The 18,511-nt window shown below is 49.8% G+C and carries 18 protein-coding genes; all 18 read right to left on the reverse strand.

Annotation, left to right across the window (positions count from 1 at the left end; translation table 11 throughout):
- Positions 1-414: 414 nt before the first annotated feature.
- The 18 genes from der to iscR all read right to left on the reverse strand — a co-directional run bounded on the left by der (position 415) and on the right by iscR (position 18,491).
- Positions 415-1,860: a ribosome biogenesis GTPase Der gene (gene der / locus F458_RS0108805; RefSeq protein ID WP_018983038.1), complete on the reverse strand. Its 1,446-nt coding sequence runs from the start codon at positions 1,858-1,860 to the stop codon at positions 415-417.
- A gap of 108 nt (positions 1,861-1,968) precedes the next feature.
- Positions 1,969-3,228: an outer membrane protein assembly factor BamB gene (gene bamB / locus F458_RS0108810; RefSeq protein WP_018983039.1), complete on the reverse strand. Its 1,260-nt coding sequence runs from the start codon at positions 3,226-3,228 to the stop codon at positions 1,969-1,971.
- 19 nt (positions 3,229-3,247) lie between these two features.
- Positions 3,248-3,868, reverse strand: coding sequence for a YfgM family protein (locus tag F458_RS0108815; protein WP_018983040.1), 621 nt, complete (start codon positions 3,866-3,868; stop codon positions 3,248-3,250).
- A gap of 46 nt (positions 3,869-3,914) precedes the next feature.
- Positions 3,915-5,192 (reverse strand): histidine--tRNA ligase, encoded by a 1,278-nt coding sequence (hisS, locus tag F458_RS0108820; protein WP_026294594.1) that lies wholly within the window; start codon positions 5,190-5,192, stop codon positions 3,915-3,917.
- 76 nt (positions 5,193-5,268) lie between these two features.
- Complete coding sequence (ispG, locus tag F458_RS0108825) at positions 5,269-6,390, reverse strand: flavodoxin-dependent (E)-4-hydroxy-3-methylbut-2-enyl-diphosphate synthase (RefSeq protein ID WP_018983042.1); 1,122 nt, start codon at positions 6,388-6,390, stop codon at positions 5,269-5,271.
- A gap of 2 nt (positions 6,391-6,392) precedes the next feature.
- Positions 6,393-7,415: a RodZ domain-containing protein gene (locus F458_RS0108830; protein WP_018983043.1), complete on the reverse strand. Its 1,023-nt coding sequence runs from the start codon at positions 7,413-7,415 to the stop codon at positions 6,393-6,395.
- Positions 7,416-7,423: 8 nt separating this feature from the next.
- A complete protein-coding gene (gene pilW / locus F458_RS0108835; protein ID WP_018983044.1) occupies positions 7,424-8,593 on the reverse strand; it encodes a type IV pilus biogenesis/stability protein PilW in 1,170 nt (389 codons plus the stop codon).
- Between the two features lie 23 nt (positions 8,594-8,616).
- Complete coding sequence (locus tag F458_RS0108840; protein ID WP_018983045.1) at positions 8,617-9,735, reverse strand: bifunctional tRNA (adenosine(37)-C2)-methyltransferase TrmG/ribosomal RNA large subunit methyltransferase RlmN; 1,119 nt, start codon at positions 9,733-9,735, stop codon at positions 8,617-8,619.
- A 216-nt stretch (positions 9,736-9,951) separates the two neighbouring features.
- Complete coding sequence (ndk, locus tag F458_RS0108845; protein ID WP_018983046.1) at positions 9,952-10,383, reverse strand: nucleoside-diphosphate kinase; 432 nt, start codon at positions 10,381-10,383, stop codon at positions 9,952-9,954.
- 150 nt (positions 10,384-10,533) lie between these two features.
- Positions 10,534-10,947: a SufE family protein gene (locus F458_RS0108850; RefSeq protein WP_018983047.1), complete on the reverse strand. Its 414-nt coding sequence runs from the start codon at positions 10,945-10,947 to the stop codon at positions 10,534-10,536.
- Positions 10,948-10,971: 24 nt separating this feature from the next.
- On the reverse strand, positions 10,972-11,508 hold the full coding sequence (gene sufT / locus F458_RS0108855; RefSeq protein WP_018983048.1) for a putative Fe-S cluster assembly protein SufT: 537 nt from the start codon (positions 11,506-11,508) through the stop codon (positions 10,972-10,974).
- Positions 11,509-11,516: 8 nt separating this feature from the next.
- Positions 11,517-11,873, reverse strand: coding sequence for a HesB/IscA family protein (locus F458_RS0108860; RefSeq protein WP_018983049.1), 357 nt, complete (start codon positions 11,871-11,873; stop codon positions 11,517-11,519).
- Positions 11,874-11,885: 12 nt separating this feature from the next.
- Positions 11,886-13,103 (reverse strand): aminotransferase class V-fold PLP-dependent enzyme, encoded by a 1,218-nt coding sequence (locus tag F458_RS0108865; RefSeq protein WP_018983050.1) that lies wholly within the window; start codon positions 13,101-13,103, stop codon positions 11,886-11,888.
- Positions 13,100-14,359 (reverse strand): Fe-S cluster assembly protein SufD, encoded by a 1,260-nt coding sequence (gene sufD, locus F458_RS0108870; RefSeq protein ID WP_018983051.1) that lies wholly within the window; start codon positions 14,357-14,359, stop codon positions 13,100-13,102. Before sufD ends, F458_RS0108865 begins: the two co-directional genes overlap by 4 nt.
- Positions 14,356-15,117: a Fe-S cluster assembly ATPase SufC gene (sufC, locus tag F458_RS0108875; protein ID WP_018983052.1), complete on the reverse strand. Its 762-nt coding sequence runs from the start codon at positions 15,115-15,117 to the stop codon at positions 14,356-14,358. The genes sufD and sufC overlap by 4 nt, the downstream gene beginning before the upstream one ends.
- A gap of 2 nt (positions 15,118-15,119) precedes the next feature.
- On the reverse strand, positions 15,120-16,556 hold the full coding sequence (gene sufB / locus F458_RS0108880) for a Fe-S cluster assembly protein SufB (protein ID WP_018983053.1): 1,437 nt from the start codon (positions 16,554-16,556) through the stop codon (positions 15,120-15,122).
- 289 nt (positions 16,557-16,845) lie between these two features.
- Positions 16,846-18,015: an IscS subfamily cysteine desulfurase gene (locus tag F458_RS0108885; protein WP_018983054.1), complete on the reverse strand. Its 1,170-nt coding sequence runs from the start codon at positions 18,013-18,015 to the stop codon at positions 16,846-16,848.
- A complete protein-coding gene (iscR, locus tag F458_RS0108890) occupies positions 18,015-18,491 on the reverse strand; it encodes a Fe-S cluster assembly transcriptional regulator IscR (RefSeq protein ID WP_018983055.1) in 477 nt (158 codons plus the stop codon). The genes F458_RS0108885 and iscR overlap by 1 nt, the downstream gene beginning before the upstream one ends.
- Positions 18,492-18,511 lie beyond the last annotated feature (20 nt).

Genomic DNA, 18,511 nt, shown 5'->3' on the forward strand with positions numbered 1-18,511 from the left:
GTATCGGTAAAGCGCTTTTTACAGCCCTTCAGCTCAGGTTCAACGCTGAACAGAATAAGGGAAAGCAAGTCTCATCAGGGACGATGAGACAAGGGTAAACAGGGCCACGGATGGCCCTATTGACCTGGTTGCTTTCACCTGTTCAGGGTTGAACCGTTTTGAGCTGCCAGGGCGCGTGGGGTGTCCAGAGGGGATAGCGCCCTGTCCCCTCTGGTTGCTGCCGGGCAACCCCGGCGAATGCTTAAATAATCCTGACAGGCTGGGAAAATACCACCCGGGATAAAAAAAGGGATAGCGCCCTTTCCCCTCTGGTTGCTGCCGGGCAACCCCGTTGAATGCTTAAATACCCCTGACAGGCTGGGAAAGTACCACCCGGGATCAAAAAAGGGGCTGGCGCCCCTTTATTTGTATCTGTTATTTACGTTTTTTGTGGAACGACATCATCCGCTTACGTTTTCGCTGCTGGGAAAGCGTTAGCTGATTTTTCTTACCTTCAAACGGGTTTGCCCCTTCTCTGAATTCAATTTTAATTGGCGTACCCATAACATTCAACGCACGCCTGAAGTAATTCATTAAGAAGCGTTTATACGCCTGAGATAAGTCATCCACCTGATTGCCATGAATAACAATAACAGGAGGATTATAACCACCGGCATGAGCATATTTCATTTTAACCCGACGACCGCGCACTAACGGCGGCTGATGCTCATCCTGGGCCATCTCCATGATCTGCGTAAGCATTGCGGTATTGATTCGTTTAGTGGCGCTTTCGTACGCTTCATTCACTGAATCAAACAGATTACCAACGCCGGAACCGTGTAGTGCAGAAATAAAGTGAAGTCGGGCAAAGTCGATAAATCCAAGGCGGCGGTCGAGCTCACGTTTGATTTCGTCTTTGACATCGGTGTCCAGACCATCCCACTTATTTACTGCGATAACCAACGAGCGACCTGAGTTTAGTACAAAGCCCAGTAAGCTAAGATCCTGATCAGAAATACCTTCTCGGGCATCTACCACCAGCAGCACAACATTCGACTCTTCAATGGCTTGCAATGTTTTAACAATCGAAAACTTTTCTACTGCTTCAGAAACCTTGCGACGCTTTCTGACTCCCGCAGTATCAATGATGACATATTCACGCTCATCACGCTCCAGGGGTATATAAACACTATCTCTGGTGGTTCCCGGCAAATCATAAACAATAACCCGCTCTTCACCTAAAATACGGTTAGTCAGGGTTGATTTACCGACATTGGGCTTGCCCACAATAGCCAGTTTGATTGGTAAATTCTGCAGACGTTCGAGCTGTTGTTCTGCTGATAATTCCTCACCTTCGTCGTCTTCTACCCTGGTCATCTCAGGAAATGCTTCACTTAACGAGGCCATTGAGGTATCCAGTAGCTGGCTCACCCCCCGGCCGTGTGCAGCAGCTATCTGGTAAACATTCCCCAGGCCCAGTCGATAGAACTCAGCACTTTCGCTGTGGCCATCGATACCATCTACTTTGTTGGCAACCAGATAAACCTTTTTATCCACTTTTCGCAGATGTTCAGCAATGCCCTGATCGGCCGGTAGCAAGCCAGCGCGGGCATCCACCATAAACAAAACAACATCTGCTTCGTCAATCGCCAGTAGCGACTGTCGGGCCATGTGTTCATCAATACCTTCTTCATCGCCGGTAATACCACCGGTATCCACAACGATAAATTGCTTATTGTCATAAGTTGCCTGGCCGTACTTGCGGTCGCGGGTGAGGCCAGGAAAATCCGCCACCAGTGCGTCCCGGGTATTGGTCAATCGGTTAAACAGAGTGGACTTACCAACATTCGGGCGTCCCACCAGTGCAACTACAGGCAACATGATGTATTCCTACATGAAAAAAGAGTTAAGAACAAACAGGCCGCGTCACAACGCGGCCTGTCCTTAAGTACATATTATAGCGGCTCTGGCCTTATTCGTCAGCCAGTACTATTGCTCGCTGCTCAGCATGGCGATGGTGCCATCCTGGGTGACAGCGATGATATTGTCACCAACCTGAATCGGCGCAACATACACTGACTCGTCCTCATCGTCTCCGCCAAGATTATAACGCGCAACGATGGCACCACTGTCCTTCTCAAGCCAGTGCAAATACCCCCAGTTATCACCCACAACAAGGTGATTGCCCACTGGTTGCGCTTCGGTAAGGTTGCGGCGCTTTAGTGAGCTTTGTGACCACAACTCAACACCATTGCGGCGATCAAGTCCGTAAACGGTTGAGTTCTTATCAACTAAAAACAACTCATTCCCATCCATAGATAAATCTCGGTAAGCGCCATATTCGCGCTTCCAGATAACGCGCCCACTGCGCAGCTCTACTGCTGCTAATGAACCATTATAGGAAATAGCATAGACAATTCCTCCATACAGTAGAGGAGTGACATCGACGTCAACGATACGCTCAAGTTCCGTGGCACCAGAAGGGGTTGTGATTGCGGTTTCCCACGCAACCATGCCAGACTCAAGAATATTAACCTGAATCTTACCGGTGGGCGTGCCTACTAACGTGCCACCATTGGCGGCTACCGGCGCTGAGATACCCCGTAAACTTAACGGCGGTACATCGCCTTCATTAAGCCAAAGCTGCTCACCGGTTTCGGTGTCCAGAGCAAACAGAGAACCGGCGCCAGTGTTTACCACCAGTAAACCCTCAGCTACCGCAGGTGGTGCCAGAATTTCGCCGGGTACCGAAGTACTCCACGCTAAGCTGCCATCATTGTTATTCAGTGCCAGAACGGAACCATTTTCAGTGCCAACATATAACATATTGTCATCTAGCGTCAGCCCCGCGATACGTGCTGATTTTCCTGACTCCCAGAGTTGGGTCAGGCTGCTTAGCATGCCATCACTATCATACGCGGCGAAGTCTTTTTCCCAGAGTTTGTCACCGCTTGTTACATCAATGGCGGCCACCTGCCCATGGCGACTGGCCATATAAACCACATCGCCGTTAGTCACAGGGCGCAAACGCGAAAAATAATCATCAACACCATCGCCTACAGAGGTTTCCCAAATAACCTGAGGCTGAAACTTTTCCTCGATGGGCTTTAACGTACGAATTTCAACTTCTTCGTCGTCTGCGAACCAGTTTGATACGGTTGTGCAGCCACTCAGCGTGACTGATAGCGCTAACGTCAGGCCCAATGCCCGTGATACCCGGCTTATGCGGCCTTGTGTTACTTGTGACAATTCAGCTACCTCTTGGACGTTACGAGCCTGTGGCTACAGATAAATTATCCAGCTTCATTTTTACCAGCTGGTTGGCGGTGTCACTTTCCAGTGCTTTTGTATAGGCCATCCTGGCGTCATCAGCCTGACCTTTTTTTACGTAGGCATCGCCACGGATTTCAGCAACCAGCGCTGCAAAGGACTCACTCTTAATCCCATCCAGTGTTACCAGCGCTTTATCTGCGGCATCCATTTCGATTTGCAGCCGGGCCAGCCGCACACCGGCCAACGCGCTGAGGTGGGAGTCTTCTGCTCTGTCTAACAAGAGTTTAAACTGAGCAGCTGCACCTTCCAGGTCGCCCTGCTCCACCAGCTGACGGGCGGCAATTAGCGCAGCAATATCGCCATAACCATTATCAGCATTAGTCTTAGCGAATTCCCTGACGCTCTCCACATTACCTTGTTCAGTAGCGTTTTCGATGACTGTCTGATACTCAGAAGACGCTTGTGCTTTTGCTTCGAGCTGACTTTCGCTGTAATAGCGCCATCCCCATAAGCCACCAAGGCCGAGCACAGCACCAACAATAATGGCGGTGCCATTGTCTTTCCAAAACCGCTTTATCGCTTCGACCTGCTGATCTTCTGTCGCGAACTGTTCCATTACCAACCTCTACTGTATGTATCAGTGTATCGTGACACTGTTATTTTTATTCCATCATCGTTGCGAGTGAGCCAGGCACCTCTGCCAGGGCGATGGTGACCTGCTCCTGCTGCCCGCGCAACGGTTTAATTGTGACCTGCTTATTCTGAGCTTCTTCTTCGCCGATAAGCAACGCGACCCGCGCGCCGGTTTTATCCGCGCGCTTGAGCTGCTTCTTCATATTTCCGCCACCGCAATGCATGGTAATTCGGGTTTGTGGCAGCGCATCACGCAGTTGCTCTGACACGGCCATAGCATAAACAGCAGCTTCATCACCCAGTGCAGTGACATAAACATCCGCGCTGGCATTATGCTGTGTTTGTGCGTCCAGCGTTGTCAGTAATAAAACCAGGCGCTCCATTCCCATCGCAAAGCCTACCGCTGGCGTGGATTTTCCGCCTAACTGTTCTACCAGGCCATCATAACGCCCACCGGCACATACCGTACCCTGCGCACCAAGACTATCAGTAACCCATTCAAATACGGTGCGGTTATAATAATCCAGACCACGAACCAGCCGTGGATTAACTTCATATTCGATGCCCGCCTGGCGTAATCGTTCACACAACTGTGAAAAATGTTGGGCGGAGGCATCATCAAGATGATCAAGCAGTGAAGGTGCACCTTCCAGCGCTTTCTGAACATCCGGATTTTTGCTATCCAGAACCCGTAATGGATTGGATTCCAGGCGACGCTTTGAGTCATCGTCCAGCTGGTCAGCACGGGATTTCAAAAATGCGATTAATGCCTCTCGATACGCCTGACGCGCTTCATTAGAGCCCAGCGAATTGATTTCCAGTCTGACATGATTGCTGATGCCAAATGCTTTCCATAGCCTGGCACTTAGCATGATGACTTCTATATCAATATCAGGGCCATCCAGCCCGTACGTCTCAACGCCAAACTGATGAAACTGACGATATCTGCCTTTCTGCGGACGCTCATGTCGAAACATCGGCCCCATGTACCACAGACGCTGCTGCTGGTTGTACAACAAGCCATGCTCATTTCCAGCCCGCACACAACTTGCCGTGCCTTCAGGCCGTAAGGTCAGATTGTCCCCATTACGATCCTCAAAGGTATACATTTCTTTTTCGACAATATCGGTCACTTCCCCGATAGAGCGCTTGAAAAGCTCGGTACTTTCTACGATGGGCGTGCGAATTTCCTGATAGCCATAGCTGGCCACCACCTGCCGCAAGGTCGACTCAACTTGCTGCCAGATACCGGAAACGTCCGGCAGGCAGTCGTTCATGCCACGAATAGCCTGTATTGTTTTAGCCACCTGAATTTCTCATACTGCTGATAAATAAAAGCCCGGTATTATAGGGACATTGCGGATAAACAACAATCGTTGCCTGTTACTCGTCTTTCACAGACACTGCGATTTTTTGCGCGCTGTCTAACTGAGTAGCTTTTGCCCGGATACGACGTTCCAGTTGATCCACCAGCTCACCATTTTTCAGGCGTACTTTCTGCCGTTTCCCGTCTTCGTAGAAGCCACTCATATTTCTGGCTCCTGTCAGACCCAGGTCGGACACTTCTGCTTCCCCGGGACCATTGACCACACAGCCAATGATAGACACATCCATAGGTGTGAGAATATCTTCCAGGCGTTGTTCCAGCGCATTAACCGTACCGATAACATCAAACTCCTGACGCGAGCAGCTGGGGCAGGCGATAAAATTGATGCCACGGGAACGAACACGCAACGACTTTAAGATGTCGAAACCTACTTTGATTTCTTCTACGGGATCGGCCGCCAGCGATACGCGCAATGTATCGCCGATGCCTTCGGATAACAGCATACCCAGCCCCACAGCGCTTTTTACTGCGCCAGCTCTTAAGCCGCCTGCCTCGGTAATACCTAGATGCAAAGGCTGATCAATTTTTTGGGCCAGCCCGCGGTACGCACCCACCGCTAAAAACACATCAGACGCTTTTACACTCACTTTAAACTGGTCAAAATTCAACTTATCGAGAATGTCTACATGCCGCATGGCAGATTCTACCAGCGCCTCGGGCGTCGGCTCACCGTACTTTTCCTGCAGATCTTTTTCCAACGAACCGCCGTTAACGCCAATTCGGATGGGGATGCCTTTATCTTTAGCGCAGTCCACTACCGATCGAATGCGGTCCATGTTACCGATATTGCCGGGGTTGATGCGCAGACAGTCGACCCCATACTCTGCCACCCTAAGCGCAATGCGATAATCAAAATGAATATCCGCCACTAGCGGTACCGTGACCTGACGGCGAATTTCCTTGAACGCTTCAGCTGCATCCATGGTGGGAACTGAGACCCTGATAATTTCACCGCCCACACTGACGATGCGGTTGATTTGAGCAACAGTAGCTTCTACATCGGTGGTCTGAGTATTGGTCATTGACTGCACCGCAATGGGCGCGCCATCACCGATCGGAACGCTACCCACGTTGATTCGGGTTGATTTTCTGCGTTTTATCGGACTTTCTGCAAACATGATTATTCCTGCATCGGTAAAGAAAAGCGCGCAGTGCGGCCATTCTGAAATTCTGATATATCTACAGATTCACCATTAAAGGTAATCTCAACATTGTCAGGTGCACCTAACGTGACACTGACTGGCGGCTGACCAGTAATCGGCATAACCCGACCTGCACGTTTTACGCCGGTGGCAATAACCTCGCCAGAAGCATCTTCAATATTTACCCAGCAATCTTCCCCGAATGAAAACGTCATTTGTGCGGTTCCGGCGTCAGCATTGTTGGGTTCTGCCACGCCTGAGTCAGGCGTCTGCCGCGATATCGGGTCATCAATATCGCCGGCTGAATTTACCGTCGTGTCGGGCTGATCAGCAACTGTAGACGATACGGTTGTCACATCATCTGTTGTTTCTTGAGTGAGCGCTTGAACCTGGGAATCGTTTTGTGTGGGCGCGCTACCGGTACTGACAGAGCTTGTCGGTTCTAAGGCAGAGCGCTCATCATTGTTAGGTGTCTGACCGGCTGGTGAGGCAGTACGTGGCGATGCGGTAACCCCGGCATCGGAAGGACTGAGCTCATCCATTGACGCGGTGACACCATCGTCCAGGTTATCATCCTGCTGATACCACCAGGCCACGACGCCAGCTACCAGCAAAAAGAAAATAACGTACGTAACCATCATCCAACGATCGTCGTGGGCTTGTTTGGAGACCTTACGCGAGAAACTTTGTAATTCCGCCGGCGGCTCGGTAGTCGTATGCGTGTTTTCAAACGCACGAATAATCTTAGCGTCGTCCAATCCAAGGTGTTTGGCGTAATTACGTACGTACCCCTTGGTGAACGTCACCGACATGCTGTCGTCGATTTTATCATTTTCGATATCTTCGACGGTGGTCGCTTTGACAAAAATCTTCGCGGCGATATCCTGCTGGCTCAGCCCTTGCTGTTCACGTGCCCGCTTTAATATCGTACCTGGTGACAACGCCGACTGTTCAGGAGCATCCTGAGCTGTGGCCTGGTGATGTACATCTTCTGAATTCATTCAACTACCTAGTTTGTTTGTTGCTCAGGTGGAACCAGCCACAATCGGGTTCCCGCCTCCAGCAAATCGCTATCTGTCAGTTGGTTCCATTTTTGTAGTGTCGACATTTTGATATTGTACGTAACAGATATACGGTACAGGTTCTCAGCCTCCTGAACAACGTGTATACGCTGCTGTCGGGCTGATTCTTCGCTACCTGAACGCACTTTAGTCATTTTTTCAGTCCGTTTGGACTCAGTCGCCTCTGACTTTGTCTCTGTGCCCCTGTGTTTATCACTGTGGCTTGAGGACTGTACATTACTATTTTCGGCTGCATGATCGGGGGGCTGCCTGGATGCCTCGCTATCCGGCCCTGCCTCGCGCTGCATCGGCGCTTCAATACGCCTGGATTTTGCCTTTTGCTTACGCTTGAGCACGGGTTTGTCGGTGCGGATAATCTCATACTCGCGAGCTTGTGCACTATCAGGATACATACTCACCAACATGGCTCCATAGGCCTGCTGACTTTCCAGATCTTTCTGTCCTCGGGCGATTTCTACCGCAAGCCACAATGAATCGGGACTGATACTGGAGACTTTTTCATAGCGTTTAAGGGCATCAGAGGCTTTTTCCCAACGCGCCGTTGCGACATATTCCTGGGCCAGTAAAAAGAGGGTTTTAGCCCGGGAAGGCTGATGATTTAACGCATCATTAAAATAGTTGATAGCATCATCATGAAAGCCGCGCTCGGCTGCGCAAATGCCCATGTTTTCGTAAGTCAGAACCGCATTGGAATACCGCTGGTTTTTTATGGCCTGAGTGAAATATTTATTGGCCTGCTCGTATTCACCCTGTGCGCACAAATAGGCGCCGTAGCTATTGGCGATATCGGCATCCCGGGGCGCCAGATCCATAGCATTTTCAAAATACTCAACTGCGCGGGCTTTATCCTCAACAGCCTGGTAATAATACGCCATAGCATAATGAACCTGCGCCTGGCGCGGACCAAACTCCAACGCTTTATCTAGATTTTTCTTGGCCTGAGAATACTGCCCGTTTTTCAGGTAAGTCAGCCCCAGCGACATACGGGTTTTTGCCGCTTGTTCAGTATCAAAATTATCACCCAGCATACCAGGCTGGGACTGGCTGACACATCCTGTCAGTATAAAAAAGCAGACAATCAGGCCTTTGCGTATCACGCTACGATCTCCATATGCATCAGTTACTGCGCCATTTTTACCGAAATCTGCTCGCCCTTCATCTGTTTTTTCAACATTCTTTTCGTGCGGTCGGCCACTTCACCGACTAACTGGCCACACGCGGCGTCAATATCATCACCCCGGGTTTTGCGCACGACTACCGTGAAGCCATACTCCATCAGCACTTTAGCAAACCGGTCCATTCTTGAATTAGACGAGCAGGTATAAGGAGAACCTGGATAAGGATTAAACGGAATAAGGTTTATTTTACTGGGCGTATCTTTCAATACTTTTGCCAGTTCATGTGCCTGCTCAGTGCTATCGTTGATGTGGGAGAGCATGACATATTCAACAGTCACGCGGCCCTGATTAGCTTTAGACTTACTCAGATAACGACGAACGCCGGCTAGAAACTCTTCAATATTATACTTTTTGTTAATGGGCACAATTTCATTGCGCAACTCGTCATTGGGCGCGTGTAACGAGATCGCCAGCGCTACATCAATCATATCGCCCAGCTTGTCCAGTGCCGGCACCACCCCAGAGGTGCTTAGTGTTACCCGGCGCTTAGACAGACCAAAACCATAGTCATCCAGCATAATATCCATGGCCGGAACAACATGTTTAAGGTTCAGCAAGGGCTCACCCATGCCCATCATCACGACATTGGTTACGGGGCGCTGACTGGTATCTTTAGACAGCCCCAGATGGGTTGCCACACGCCACACCTGGCCAATAATTTCGCTGCAGGTAAGATTACGGTTAAAGCCCTGTTGCGCGGTAGAACAGAACGTACATTCCAAAGCACACCCGACCTGCGAAGAAACACACAGCGTGGCCCGATCTGCTTCAGGGATCCAGACGCTCTCCACTTCCTGGCCTCCTTCCAACGCCAGCACAAATTTAATGGTGCCATCGCTGGCTTCCTGAAAATAAGCAATTTCCGGGGCGCGGATTTCGCTGTGTTCTTCCAGCTTAGCCCGTAAGTTTTTATTCAGGTTAGACATCTGCGCAAAGTCACTGACACCATGATGATAAATCCATTTCATCAACTGGTCAGCGCGAAATGGCTTTTCGCCAATTTCCTTAAAAAACCCACGCAACCCTTCGCGATTTAGATTTAACAAATTTGTCTTTGCCATAGGATGAATGACCTTACCTTTACCGGGTGAAAAAGCTGTACAGCGCATGTCGGGAACAGGGGCAGTTCTGTACAAAAATTGGGCGCGAATTTTACCACACCGCGCCCCCTGGTAAAAGCAGCTTTGCTGTTACAGAAGTTTGCGGATAGCTATTCGCTTTCATACAAAAAAGGAGAGCTAATGCTCTCCTTTTCATTATGCGATGTTAACTCACACTTAACGAGTACGCGGGCAGATTTCTTCTTCAGAGAAAAAATAGGCAATTTCACGTGATGCAGATTCTGGCGCATCAGAACCATGAACCGCATTTTCGTCAATAGACGCTGCATAGTCAGCACGTAGCGTGCCAGCTGCAGCATCTGCAGGATTAGTAGCACCCATGATCTCGCGGTTTTTAGCAATCGCGTTTTCACCTTCAAGCACCTGAACCATCACCGGGCCAGATGTCATGAAATCTACCAACGCGCCAAAGAAAGGACGCTCTTTATGCTCTGCATAAAAACCTTCAGCCTGTTCTTTGCTCAGGTGCACCATTTTGGATGCAACAATGCGCAGACCTGCTGTTTCAAAACGGTTGTATATAGCGCCGATAACGTTTTTTGCCACCGCATCAGGCTTAACAATAGAGAATGTACGCTCTAGAGCCATGTTCTAGTCTCCGATAATTCGTTTAAAAATTTTGGCCGCGAATTATAGGCAATAAAACACTGATTTGCCAGAGGCGTTTTACCCGAACGCGGAATTGATTTCAAAAGCAGTCTAACACAGCGATTGTGAAAGACCGATTACACTGACAATTTAGGCAGCTGATTGTCTGGCCAGTGTTTGAATTCTGGCTACAATAGCGCGCAGACCATTACCGCGGGTTGGGCTGATATGACGCTCTAAATCCAGTTCATTGAAATAGCCGTTGATATCGAACGCCAGAATCTCCTGAGGTGTCTTATTATCATAGGCGGCCAGTACCAGTGCCAGTAGCCCCTGAACAATAACGGCATCACTGTCCACTTCAAAACGAATTTTGCCATCTTCAATGCGTTCGATAAGCCACACTGAACTTTGGCAACCTTTGATCAGGCGGTCATCAGTTTTTTGCTCATCTGACAATCCGTCGATTGCTTTGCCTAAATCAATAATGTACTGATAGCGCTGCTCCCAGTCATCAAAGAACGCTAAATCATCTACAATTTCCTGACTTTCTGGTAATTCCATTGGGTTAGTCAATCCACCTGTATGCTAAAAAAATAAACCGGCTTCCAGTTGCGCCTCTTCGCTCATCATATCTCTGGACCACGCCGGATCGAACACCAGCTCAACATCCACAGTTTTAACAAACGGCACCATCGCCACGCGATACTCTACATCGCCCACCAGCACCGGTCCCATGCCACAACCTGGAGCAGTAAGCGTCATTTCGATACTGACTGCCTGTCTCTCCTGATCGACGTCTACTTTATAAATAAGCCCTAAGGAGACCAGGTTGATGGGAATCTCGGGATCATAAATAGTTTCCAGAGCATCCCAGATTTGCTGTTCACTGATTTTACCGTCTTCAGGTTCGGGGAAATCCAAAACCTTGGCAGTTCGCCCAATGGCATCGGCATCGGTACCATCAATGCGATACATGTTGCCATGCCATGTGATGGTATAGTTTCCACCCAGCTCCTGAGTAATCGTGACAAACTCCCCTTCCGGGACCACTGTAATATCGCCGGCTGGCACCAAACGCGCTGTACATTTGCGTTCGGTAACCACCATTTTTTGTGCTGCCATGGATTTCCTTAGCCGATGTTAAAGCTTTCGCCGCAACCACATTCATCAACAACGTTGGGGTTATGGTACTTAATGATACCGTTCACCCCTTCGGTGACATAATCGATCTCGGTGCCGCGGATAAGTGATATTGCTTTATGGTCTACTGCCACCATCACATTTTCACCTGCTTCTATGGTCTCATCACCCTCGGCCGGGCCATCCGCAAAGTCGATAACATAAGCATAACCGGTACATCCGCTAACCCGGGTGGATAAACGAATCCACTTCTTGTCACTGCTTTGCAGCTTTTTAGAAAAATGTTTTAACGCAGAGTCAGTCAGCGATACAACCTGCGCACTGGGTACAAACGTTTCTACACTCATACGATTCTCCTGCTATGCCAGCATAGTCTTGGCTTTGTTTAAAGCACTAAACAAGGCATCGACTTCATCCAGGGTATTATAAATTGAGAAGGATGCCCGCGCTGTGCCGGGAATGCCAAGCCGTTTCATTAACGGTTGCGCACAATTATCGCCGGTGCGAATGGCAATGCCCTGGCGATCCAGAATAAACCCTACATCGGCCGGATGCGCGCCTTCCAGCAAAAAGCTTAATACCCCTATTTTATCAGGGGCTGTTCCAATCAGTTTCATGCCACTAAAGGCATGGGCTTGTTCGTGGGCACTTGCCAGCAATGTTCTTTCGTGCGTCTGCAACGCCTGCGTGTCTAACGCGCTGAACCAATTAATCGCAGCGGCTAAACCAATAGCCCCGGCAATGTTTGGCGTTCCCGCTTCCAGTCTGTTGGGCAAGACACCCCAGGTGGCACTTTGATAGGTGACCTCCTGAATCATCTCCCCCCCCGTCAGCCAGACAGGCCAGTCCTGCAACACCGACTGTTTACCCCACAGTGCACCAATACCGGTAGGCGCAAACATCTTATGGCCAGAAAACACATAAAAGTCACAGCCAATATCCTGCACATCGACATTACCATGGGCGATGCCCTGCGCGCCGTCGATAAGGACCCAGGCACCGACTTTCTTAGCTTCTGCGGTCAACGCTTTGATTGGGTTAACGGTACCCAACGCATTCGACACATGGGGCATGGCCACCAATTTTGTGGCATCGCTTAGTAAATGGATAAAGGCAGCCGTATCCAGCTCACCATTATCTTTGATTGGCGCGATCTTTAGTGTTGCACCAGCGAACTGACAAGCCTGCTGCCAGGTAACCAGATTAGCATGATGCTCCATCTCAGTGACCAGTACCTCATCACCGGCGCCTAATAACTTACCCAGACCATTGGCCACCAGGTTAATTCCTTCGGTGGTTCCACTGGTCCAGATAACTTCCTCGCGGGCCCGGGCATTGATAAAGCTGGCGACCGTATCGCGCGCGCCCTCATAGCGACGGGTCGCTTCGTCGGAAAGCTGATGCGCCCCGCGATGCACATTGGCATTACACGTGGTGTAATAATCAATAATAGCATCAAGTACGGCCTGCGGTTTTTGTGTCGTAGCCGCGTTATCCAGATAAACAAGCGGCTTACCATCAATTTCACGTTGAAGAATAGGAAATTGCTTACGCAGTGCCGTTACGTCGAAGCTCATTTAACCTCCATCTGGGCAAACCGATCATTCAGTTTTGGTAATAACCATTGACGGATCGCCGCGTCAGGCATTTTATTCACCAGTTCCTGAATGAACCCAAAGTTCAGCATTACCAATGCCTTGCTGCGGTTCACACCACGGGTTAACAGATAAAATAAGGCTTCTTCGTCAATTTCTGCCACCGTTGCACCATGGGCGCATTTCACATCGTCAGCATAAATCTCAAGCTCAGGCTTGGTATTGATGATACCACGCCGGGATAACAGCAAGTTACGGTTATTAAGCTCAGCCAGTGTATTTTGCGCATCACGGTGAATATGGATCCGGCCGTTAAATACCGCGCGAGCCCGGTCGCCCACGATGCCTCTGGCATTTTCTTCGGTGGTGCCGTTGGGTACCGTGTGTTCGATATTTGAATGCAGGTCGAACAGCTCACCTTCAGCAAGCAGATACACTGCATTCATTTTAGCGTCTGCATGTTCACCAGCGTGGATGATATCCACATCAAGACGAGATAGCTCGCTACCATAACCGACGACAGTACTATTTAGCGTAGATTCGTCGCCCAGCTGAAAATGAGTGCCACCAATTTGCTTCGCCTGGCCGGTCATCATCGCAAAACGATAATGTTCCAGATGGCCTTTTTCAGCGATCGCATATTCAGAAAATGCAGTGGACATACTCGCCACCGTGCCTTCGGCATGTTCGAAAATCTTTGCTGATGCGCCTTTTCCCACACGTACCAGAATACGGGTGTGCGCATCCACATCCTGGGTCACCAGGTTTGCTACGCGGATAACCTGGTCCATTTGAACACCGTCAGCCACATCGATAAAAATACCCTGCGTGCTGGCAATATCGTTCACCAGGCCAAATATATGACGCGCAGGCTTTATCTGGCCGAATACTTCGCTGGCCGCCTGTTTCTGCGTGTCATCCAATTGGTCAAAAGACGCAATAGTGACCCCCTCAGGCGTTGCTAACTGCGACGTGTCAGTGGCAAGTTTACCGTCCACAAACACCAGTTCGAAAGCACTCAACCCTTCAATGGAAGGGGGCTGCGCACTTGCAGCCTGCTGCACATGCTTAACTTCACGTTTTTCCAGCGATGTCAGCGGCGTAAAGCGCCATGCTTCGTTGCGGCGCCCCGGCCAGCCTGCCTGTTCTAGAGAGCTCAACGCCTGCTTGCGAAACGGAGCCAGAAAATCCGATGTTGCAGACGCGCTCTCAATGACCTCATTTAGCCATTGACTCATGCTTCTGCCTCCTCGTATTTTTTACCTAAAAATGAATAACCTGATTTTTCAACTTCATGAGCCAGTGACGCATCGCCACTTTTCACAATCTTGCCATCAGCAAGAATGTGTACAAAATCAGGTTTAATGTAATCCAACAGACGCTGATAATGCGTTACTACTATAAAGCTTCGCTCACCGTCTCGCTGACTGTTAACGCCATCAGCCACCACTTGCAAGGCATCCACATCAAGACCAGAATCCGACTCATCAAGAATTGCCACACGCGGCTCGATTAGAATCATTTGCATGATTTCATTGCGCTTTTTCTCGCCGCCAGAGAAGCCTTCATTCACACCGCGCTTTAAAAAGTCCAGCGGCAGCTGAACCTGCTTGGCGGCGGCTTTGGCTTTTTTCAAAAATTCAGCCGCCGATAATGGCTCTTTACCCTGATGCTCACGGATAGCGTTTACCGACTCTTTCATGAATTCCATATTGCTGACACCGGGGATCTCCACCGGATACTGGAATGCCAGAAACAAACCAGCCTGGGCCCGTTCTTCCACTTCCATATCCAACAGATCTGCGCCATCTAACTCGACACTGCCTTCGGTGACTTCATAGCCATCGCGGCCGGATAACACGTAGCCCAGTGTGGATTTACCGGCCCCATTAGGGCCCATGATCGCGTGAACCTCACCGGGTTTGACTTCCATTTCCAGCCCGTGAATGATGGATTTATCTTCAACGCTTGCATGTAAATTATTAATCTTAAGCATTATTACCCCACTGAACCTTCAAGACTGATTTCGAGAAGTTTGCCTGCTTCTACCGCAAACTCCATCGGTAATTCTTTAAATACTTCTTTACAGAAGCCGTTAACTATCATGGATACTGCTTTTTCTGCATCCATACCACGCTGTTGACACAAGAACAGCTGGTCGTCACTAACCTTCGACGTGGTCGCCTCATGCTCCACGATAGCGCTGGGGTTGCGACTTTCGATATAAGGAAAGGTATGCGCGCCGCACTGGTCACCAATAAGCAGCGAATCACATTCGGTGAAGTTGCGCGCGCCATCGGCTTTGGGTCCCATCTGAACCAGCCCGCGATAAGCATTGTTACTGCGACCAGCTGAAATGCCTTTTGAAATAATGGTAGACCGGGTATTTTTACCGATATGAATCATTTTTGTCCCGGTATCAGCCTGCTGGCGGCCCCGGGTCAGTGCAACTGAATAAAATTCGCCAACACTGTTATCACCTTTCAAAATACAGCTTGGATACTTCCAGGTGACGGCCGAGCCGGTTTCAACCTGAGTCCAGGAAATCTTGGCATTGGTATGTGCCAGGCCGCGCTTGGTCACAAAGTTGTAGATCCCGCCTTTACCGTTTTCATCGCCTGGATACCAGTTTTGAACCGTAGAATATTTGATCTGCGAATCATCCATGGCCACCAGCTCAACCACCGCTGCGTGCAGCTGATTTTCATCACGCTGGGGCGCAGTACAACCTTCCAGGTAGCTCACATAGCTGCCTTCATCGGCAACAATCAATGTACGCTCAAACTGACCGGTGTTTTGTTCATTGATGCGAAAATAGGTCGACAACTCCATCGGACAACGCACGCCCTTGGGAATATAAACAAAAGAGCCATCGGTAAAAACGGCGCTATTCAATGCAGCATAAAAATTATCGCTACGCGGCACCACTGAACCCATGTATTTTTTAACCAGTTCAGGGTACTTCTGAATAGCTTCTGAGATAGGACAAAAGATAACGCCGGCTTCTTCCAGTTTTGAGCGGAATGTTGTCACTACTGACACAGAGTCAAAAACCGCATCAACGGCCACACCAGCAAGCATTTCCTGCTCGTGCAATGGAATTCCCAGCTTTTCGTAAGTCCGCAACAGTTCAGGATCAACTTCGTCAAGAGACTGTGGCTTGTCTTTCATGCTCTTGGGCGCGGAATAATAGGCGATTTCCTGAAAATCAATTTTCGGATAATCCACATGCGCCCATTCTGGCTCATCCATTTTCAGCCACGCGTGATAAGCCTTAAGACGCCATTGCAGCATCCAGTCCGGTTCGTTTTTCATGGCTGAGATACGGCGGATTACCGACTCGTCCAGGCCATTTTCAAACGTTTCTGATTCTATTTCTGAATAGAACCCCGCATCGTATTTTCTCGATAACGCCTGTTCGATCTGTTCACTCATGTTTGGATCTCACTAGTTTGCCTGTCAAAGCGGAGCATTTGTCTACGCGGCCATCACGGTCTTGCCACGCATTACTTTTCAAAGCCACCTGAAAAGCTGCTCTACACTGTAAATCTTCGTGCTATTGTATAATACCTGAGTATTTCACTCAAGTATTTCGCCCGGGCTGGTAAATGTGCAACCAGCTTACCGCAATCGCTGTGATAATGCCGTCTGGCGAGGATTGCGGCGCATCATGCATCAACCGGCTGCGTTATTCAACGCACCGATGACCCAAGGTGGAGAATTATTAACTTCCTTTTGCCTGCTGCAATCGCTCTACCACGTCTTTTACTTTACTGACGGTATAGGCAATATCCTCGTCAGTGGTATAGCGACCCACGGAAAATCGGATACCGCTATGAGCGGTTTCTGCATCACAGCCTATAGCTCTTAGCACATAAGATGGCTCAAGACTGGCTGATGTACACGCCGACCCCGAGGAAACGGCAATATCGTTTAGCGCCATCATCAGGCTTTCACCATCGATGCCCACAAAGCTAACATTCAGATTACCGGCTACACGCCGGGTGGGATGACCGTTCAGCTTTACATCATCGATATCTTTAAGGCCGTCCCAAAGCTGGTCGCGCAGTTGTGCAATTCGTCGGCTGTCCTGTTCCAGGTGAATGGAGGCCAACTCGCAGGCAGCGCCCAACCCAACAATTTGATGGGTGGCTAGGGTGCCTGAACGCATTCCGCGCTCATGCCCGCCGCCGTGAATCTGCTCGGCAATTTTAACCCGTGGACGTCGCCGTACGAATAACGCGCCGACACCTTTAGGACCGTAAAATTTATGTGCGGATACGGCGTACAAATCCACCGGAAGCTCACCCAGGTCTACAGGGAGCTTACCCACGCTTTGCGCACCATCCACATGAAAAACAATACCGCGTTCACGGCACAGCGCGCCAATTTCAGCGACATCCTGAATCACACCGATTTCGTTATTCACATGCATCACCGATACAATGATGGTGTCATCACGAAGCGCAGCCTCAACATTCTCTTTGCTGACCAGCCCCTGTTCATCCACCTCCAGATAGGTGATTTCAAAGCCCTGGGTGGCCAGATATTCGCAGGTATCCAACACGGCTTTATGCTCGGTGGTCACAGTAACAATATGCCTGCCCTTATCTTTGTGATACTCAGCAGCGCCCTTGAGGGCCAGATTATTTGATTCTGTCGCGCCCGAGGTAAATACGATTTCCCTGGGGTCACAATTGAGCAGGTCGGCAACCTGGTTACGGGCAACATCCACGGCCTCTTCTGCCACCCACCCATACCGGTAAGTGCGCGACGCGGGGTTACCAAAGTTTCCATCCAGGGTCAGACACTGCATCATCTGCTCTGCCACTACCGGATCCACCGGCGTGGTGGCGGCATAATCTAGATAAACGGGAAGTGAAGATCGTGTCATTATAGCTGCACACTCACTGAGATATCGGCAATTTTGCGGGTAGTTTTATTCTGACGGTCAGCGACTTCTAACACGTCGCGCTGTGCCATCAGCTCGCCCAGTGTAATAGTGTTTAAAAATACACTGATACGATCGCTTAAGTCCTGCCATAAACTGTGCGTCAGACAGCGCTCGCCGCCCTGGCAATCAGCCTGACCACTACATCGGGTAGCATCGACGGTTTCATCCACCGCGCGAATTACCTCACCGATAGCGATATCTGTAGGTGCGCGGCCCAGCAAATACCCCCCGCCGGGACCACGCACACTATCCACCAGTTTTGCTCTGCGCAAACGGGAAAATAATTGTTCCAGGTAGGACAGCGAAATTTCCTGACGTTCTGAGATATCGGCCAGAGGCACAGGCCCCTGCGTAGAATGCAGAGCAACATCGAGCATCGCGGTCACCGCGTATCGCCCTTTAGACGTAAGCTTCATAAGTCTCCCCCGGGAAGTTC

Source organism: Salinimonas chungwhensis DSM 16280 (genome assembly GCF_000378185.1).
Taxonomy (GTDB): Bacteria; Pseudomonadota; Gammaproteobacteria; order Enterobacterales; family Alteromonadaceae; genus Alteromonas; species Alteromonas chungwhensis.